This is a genomic window from Rhizobacter sp. P1_G5 (assembly GCF_056405435.1).
This window is the reverse complement of sequence record NZ_JBFUCB010000898.1, coordinates 1-1,793: the sequence shown is the minus strand read 5'-3', so window position 1 is coordinate 1,793 and position 1,793 is coordinate 1. Positions and strand designations below refer to the sequence as shown.

1 protein-coding gene is annotated in these 1,793 nt (G+C 68.4%); it reads right to left on the bottom strand.

Annotated elements, in window-relative coordinates; genetic code table 11:
• A partial coding sequence (locus AC1D12_RS32480; protein ID WP_477845259.1) for a phosphocholine-specific phospholipase C occupies window positions 1-1,793 on the bottom strand: 1,793 nt, incomplete at both ends.

The window sequence follows — 1,793 nt, the reverse complement described above, 5'->3', positions numbered from 1 at the left end:
GTTTCCAGGCGCCCGGCGAAGCGGCGGCTGTAGCCCGGCAGCGCCGGCACGCCGACGCTGAAGTCGTACCAGTTGCCGCTGTCCTTCAGCGCCCACGCCAGCGTCTGTTCGCCGCCCGGGCCGACCGCCACCGTCTGCACCGTGGCGTCGAAATACGCATTGGCCCGCACGCTGAAGGTGCAGTCCGCCGTGCCGGTGTTGTGCAGCTTCAGCACCAGGTCGCTGTTGGCGACGTCGTAGCAGACCTGGATCTCCGGATTAGGCCGGCTCGCCACGGCGAGCGTGCTGGCGTTGCCGGTGAAATGGCGATGCAGTCCGGCCGGCCCGAGCACCCAGAGGTCGTAGACGCCCAGGTCCGCTGCCAGGGCCCAGTTGCCCCGCAGCTGCTTGCCGGCCTCGACGGTGTAGCGCCGGGGGACGGCATCCAGGTGCAGGCGATCGTAGACGTGGAAGACCGCTGCCGCGCGGCCGGTGTTCGAGAAGATCAGCGTGACCTGCTGCGAGGCCGGGGTGCAGACCGCACTGACGTGCAACTCGTACGGCAGTGCGCGCGACGGGCGGGTGCCCTTGGCCTGCACCGGCATCGCGGCCTCGTTCGGCAGCGTGGGCACGGTGCGCTGGGGCAGCGCGCGTGCACGGTCCGCCAACGCGGTGGTCGCCGGCAGGTTCCTGAAGAACTCGGCGTTGTTCGGGTCGGCGAAGTTGAAGGCCGACGTCATGTCGCCGCACACCGCACGGCGCCAGGCCGAGATGTTGGGCTCCTTCACGCCGAAGCGCTGCTCGATGAACTGCAGCGGCGAGGTGTGGTCGAACACCTGCGAGTTGACCCAGCCGCCCTTGCTCCACGGCGAGATCACGTACATCGGCACGCGCGGCCCGAGGCCGTACGGCCGGTGCAGCAGCGAGGGCTCGTAGGCCGCCGTGTGGTACGCCTTCAGGTGCTCGTGGTACTCGGCCGCGGTGTCCACCGTGCTCGCGCCCGCCAGCACCGCCTTCGCCGGATCGGCATCCCAGCTGGCGTACGAGGGCGGTGCCGGCGGCGGCACGTGGTCGAAGAAGCCGTCGTTCTCGTCGAAGTTCAGGAACAGCACGGTCTTGCTCCAGACCGCGGGGTCGGCGGTCAGCGCATCCAGCACCTTGGCGGTGTAGTCGGCGCCCTGGGCCGGGCTCGACGGCCCGGGGTGCTCCGACCCTTCTGCCGTCGCGACGATGAAGCTGACCTGCGGCAGCTTGCCGGCGAGCACGTCTTCCTTCAGCTTGTCGAGGTCGCGCGTGCCGACGCCGCGCTGGCGCAGCGCTTCCGAGTAGCCGGGGCGCTGGTAGTACGCGTCGCGGAAGGAATGGAATCCGGCCAGGCAGTTGTCGGTGAAGTTGTCGTCCATGTTCTCGTAGACCTGCCAGGTGATGCCGGCACGCTCGAGACGCTCGGGATAGGTCGTCCAGGTGTAGCCGCCGTCATTGCCGGGGTTGGCGTCGAACCAGTCGTAGTCGTTGTACGTGGCAGGGCCGTTGCCGAGCGCCAGGCCGTCGTTGGTGCCGGTCCACGCGAACAGGCGGTTGGTGTTGGTGCCGGTCTGCGAGCTGCAGTGGTAGGCATCGCACAACGTGAACGCATTCGCCAGCGCGTACTGGAAGGGCAGGTCGTCCTGCGTGTAGTAACCCATCGCATGGTTCTTCTTGTAGGTGGTCCAGGTGTTCATGCGGCCCTGGTCCCAGGCGTACTGCGCGTCGCCCCACGAGTGCGGCGTGCCCTCCACCCGCATCACGTTGAAGTTCTGCGTGGTGTTCAGGTG